The organism is Kitasatospora sp. NPDC058965, from assembly GCF_042741245.1.
In the GTDB taxonomy this organism is placed as follows: domain Bacteria; phylum Actinomycetota; class Actinomycetes; order Streptomycetales; family Streptomycetaceae; genus Kitasatospora.
In genome coordinates, this window is record NZ_JBHYKG010000512.1 from 1 (window position 1) to 3,542 (window position 3,542).

Below are 3,542 nucleotides of genomic sequence, written 5' to 3' on the forward strand. Positions count from 1 at the left end.
AACCAGGTCTTGAAGGCCGACGTCACGCGCAGGCCCCGAATTCGCCAACAGCATCGGTCGTTCCCGCCGGGGCCCTGCCGTCGCCGTCGCAGCGTCGCTCCGCCCGCGTCAGTCGCCGAGCGGGCTCACGTAGCCGCTGATCGGGCCGTTCGGGGCGCCGGACGGCCAGCCGCCGACCGCCGAGGCGTAGGTGTCCGTCCGGACGCTGTTGCTCTCGTTGCCGCCGACGCTGGTGATGGTGCCGTTGGCGTTGACGGCGGTCACGATCGCGACGTGCTTGGCGTTCCAGCTGCCGTCCCAGCCGAAGACCACGGCGTCGCCGACGTGCGGGGTGTTCGACAGGGTGCCCTTGGACCGGCCGTACCGGTAGAAGCTGCCGGCGCCCGCGTCCAGGTCGCTGGTGCTGATGCCGGCCTGCTGCCAGGCCCACATCGCGAAGTCGGCGCACCAGTCCTCGCTGCAGCTGTTCAGGTAGCCCGGGCTGCAGGGGCCGTGGCCGAGCTGACTGCGGGCGTAGTCGGCGATGACGCTGCAGCCCTGGACGTCGGCGAAGGGCTGGGCCAGGCCGTTCCAGCTCCAGCCGACGGTGGTGCCCGCGCCGGACGCCCAGCTCCAGGAGCCGCCCATCGGGTCGTTGTGGCGGTACCAGTGCAGGTTGCCGTCACCACCGACGCCGTAGATCACGCCGTCACCCGCGGAGAACACCTGGCTGAAGCCGTCCCAGCCGGTGCCGACGGTGTTGCCGGCGCCGGAGGCCCACCCGCCGTTGCCGCCGGCCGGGTCGGTGTAGCGGTACCAGTGCAGGGCGCCGCTGCTGTCGATGCCGTAGATCACGCCGTTGCCGCCGGCGAACACCTTCGAGAAGTCCCAGCTCCAGCCGATGGTCTTGCCCGCGCCGGACGCCCACGACGAGGTGCCGTCGAGGTAGCCGGTGTGCCGGTACCAGTGCAGGTTGCCGCTGGTGTCGACGCCGTAGATGACGCCCTTGCCGCCGGAGAAGACGTGGGTGAACCCGCCCCAGCCGGTGCCGACCTGGACGCCGCCGTTGGCCCAGCTGAAGCTGCCGTTGAGGACGCCGTCGTGGTGGTACCACCACAGCGTCCCGTCCGGGTGGACCGCGTAGACCACCCCGTCGCCGCCGGAGAACACGGTCAGCCCGTTCCAGCTGGACCCGACCGTGTTGCCGCTGCCGGAAGCCCAGGTCGAGGCGCCGGTGGCCGCGCCGGTCGAGCCGTACCAGTGCAGCGCGCCGTCCGACGAGATGCCGTAGAGGGCGGTCGGGCTGCTGCACGAGGCGGACGACACACCGGCCGCGGCCTGCGCGGCGGGCGCGGCCAGGAAGCTCGATCCGGCGAACAGCGCGGCGGCGGACAGCAGCGCGGCGGCCGTCCTGGTGGCGACGCGTCTCGCGGCCTGGGGCATGGCGGTGCCGGACATGGTGGTCTCCTGTCGTGGAGTGAGTGGAAGGGAGGAGCGAGCTGCGCCAGCTGTGCGACGCCTCCGGCCGGGCTCGGCGCGAGGGCGTCGTAGAACAGGCAGAACGGGTTGGTCCTCGGATCCCTCGGGCCGTCGGCAGGCCTACCGACAGGTGCTTCGTGCGCCGTCCCGGGCGGGTGTTCCCCGTCACCGGGGCCCTGTTCCGATGGGCATAGCCTGTCGTCCGGCCCGGGTTGTGTCACCGGGTTCCGCATGACACGAACGTGCCTGGCACGTTGGGGTCAGTGCCGGCCCGGGCGCGGCTCGCGCGGACACCCGGAAACCCGTGGCGCCGGTGCGGTCCGTGGGCCGACGATGGGGGCATGACCGTGCGACGGGTGACCCTGCGGAAGATGACGGCGGCGGAGTACCGCGCCGCGACCGAGCACCGTGAGGCCGAGTCGGTGCGCGTGCTCAGCAGGCTGATGCCGGCGGACCTCGCGCGGGAGCGGGTCAGGCTCGGCACCGCCCGGTTCCTCCCCGACGGACTCGACACGGCGGGGCACCACCTCCTGACCGCGGAGAACGACTCCGGCGCCCCCGTGGGCCACGTGTGGGTCGGCCCCGATCCCGGTCAGATCTCGGGCAGCGCGAACTCCGGTTGGCTGTACGACATCCACGTCTTCGAGCCGTTCCGGCGCCGCGGGTACGGGACCGCCGTCCTCGCGGCCGCCGAGGCGCTCCTGGCCGGCGAGGGCCGGACGGTGCTGGGCCTCAACGTCGTCGGGGACAACGAGGCCGCCATCGCGCTGTACCGGGGACGGGGGTACGAGGTGTCGTCGATGGTCATGCGCAAGAGCACGACTGACGGGTAATCAGGCACCTTCCGGGCCACCGCGAGGCGGTGGCCCGGCAAGGGTGCGGTCCGTGGCTGCTGGACCGCCTCCTCGACGCAGGCGCGGACCGGCTCGTTCCCCCGGTACCGCCGCGCCGCCGCCGCGCGGCTCGGGCGGACGGCGCGCGGCTCGGGCGGATGCCGCGTCAGTCCGTGCGGCCGTCCAGGTTGGCGCGGCGGCGGGCGGTGCGGCCGAGGGCGGCGCTGTCGAGGGCGCCCTCGCCGTGCGCGAGGTTGTCGAGGTACGCGTCGCGGAGCAGGCCGGCCAGGGGCAGCGGGACGGCGTTGGCGGCGCCGGCCTCCAGCGCGAGGTTCACGTCCTTGAGTGCGAGGGCGACCGGGAAGCCCGCGGGCTCGTAGCGGTCGGCGGCGATCGAGCCGCCGTAGCCGGCGTAGATCGGGCCGGGGAACACGGTGCCGGTCACCACCTCCAGCAGGTCGGCCGGGGCCAGACCGCCGGACTCGCCGAGGGCGGCCGCCTCGGCGAACGACTCGACGGCCGAGAAGATCATGAAGTTGACGCTGATCTTCGCCAGGTTGGCCTGCTGCGGCTCGGCACCGAGGCGGTAGGTGTGCCGGCCGACGGCGGCGAAGACCGGGGCGACCCGGTCGAGCAGTGCCTCGGGTCCGGCCGCCAGGATGTTCAGGTTGCCGGCGGCGGCCACCTCGGGGCGGCCCAGCACCGGCGCGGCCACGTAGCCGATCCCGTGCCGCTCGTACAGCTCGGCCGCCCGGACGGCGAGGGCGGTGGAGATGGTGGCCATGTTGACGTGCACGACGGCGCTCGCGCCCGCCAGCAGCTCCTCGTCCAGCAGCAGCGCGGCGACGGCCGCGTCGTTGGCGAGCATCGAGACCACGACCTCGTTGGCGAAGACCTCCGCGAGGCTGTCGGCGGCCACCGCGCCCTGCGCCACCAACTCCGCGACCGGCTCGGGCGACCGGTTCCACACCTGCACCCGGTGACCGGCCGCGACCAGCTGGGCCGCCATCGCCCGTCCCATCGCGCCGAGGCCGATGAATCCCACGTCCATGCTCGACTCCTCATCAACTGACGGTCCACCAGGGGCACCGGTGAGACCCGCAATGATCTTAGGCATCGACGGTCGGGGGTGCGGGACACGGCTGCGGGCCCGCCACCGGCCAACGGTGACGGGCCCGCCGCCGGCGGCTTCTACGACCGGGCGGCGCGGGCGGGCGCGCGGTCGTCCCCGCCCGGAGCGGGGTCGTGGTC

At 73.7% G+C, this 3,542-nt stretch carries 3 protein-coding genes; 1 reads left to right on the plus strand and 2 read right to left on the minus strand.

Annotation, left to right across the window (positions count from 1 at the left end; all coding sequences use genetic code 11):
• Positions 1-108: 108 nt before the first annotated feature.
• Positions 109-1,437 carry a tachylectin-related carbohydrate-binding protein gene (locus tag ACFW1A_RS39455; RefSeq protein WP_380418345.1) on the minus strand — a complete coding sequence of 443 codons (1,329 nt, stop codon included), beginning with the start codon at positions 1,435-1,437 and terminating at the stop codon, positions 109-111.
• Positions 1,438-1,799: 362 nt separating this feature from the next.
• Here ACFW1A_RS39455 and ACFW1A_RS39460 point away from each other — a divergent pair, with 362 nt between their 5' ends.
• Positions 1,800-2,291, plus strand: a complete 492-nt coding sequence (locus ACFW1A_RS39460; protein ID WP_380418347.1) for a GNAT family N-acetyltransferase — start codon at positions 1,800-1,802, stop codon at positions 2,289-2,291.
• Between the two features lie 166 nt (positions 2,292-2,457).
• On the opposite strand, the gene ACFW1A_RS39465 is transcribed toward ACFW1A_RS39460, so the two are convergent.
• Positions 2,458-3,342: an NAD(P)-dependent oxidoreductase gene (locus ACFW1A_RS39465; RefSeq protein WP_380418349.1), complete on the minus strand. Its 885-nt coding sequence runs from the start codon at positions 3,340-3,342 to the stop codon at positions 2,458-2,460.
• Positions 3,343-3,542 lie beyond the last annotated feature (200 nt).

Bases quoted from the DNA above. Each gene is read 5' to 3' on its own strand.
- ACFW1A_RS39455 (WP_380418345.1), bottom strand. From the start codon at position 1,437: ATGTCCGGCACCGCCATGCCCCAGGCCGCGAGACGCGTCGCCACCAGG.
- ACFW1A_RS39465 (WP_380418349.1), bottom strand. From the start codon at position 3,342: ATGGACGTGGGATTCATCGGCCTCGGCGCGATGGGACGGGCGATGGCG.
- ACFW1A_RS39460 (WP_380418347.1), top strand. From the start codon at position 1,800: ATGACCGTGCGACGGGTGACCCTGCGGAAGATGACGGCGGCGGAGTAC.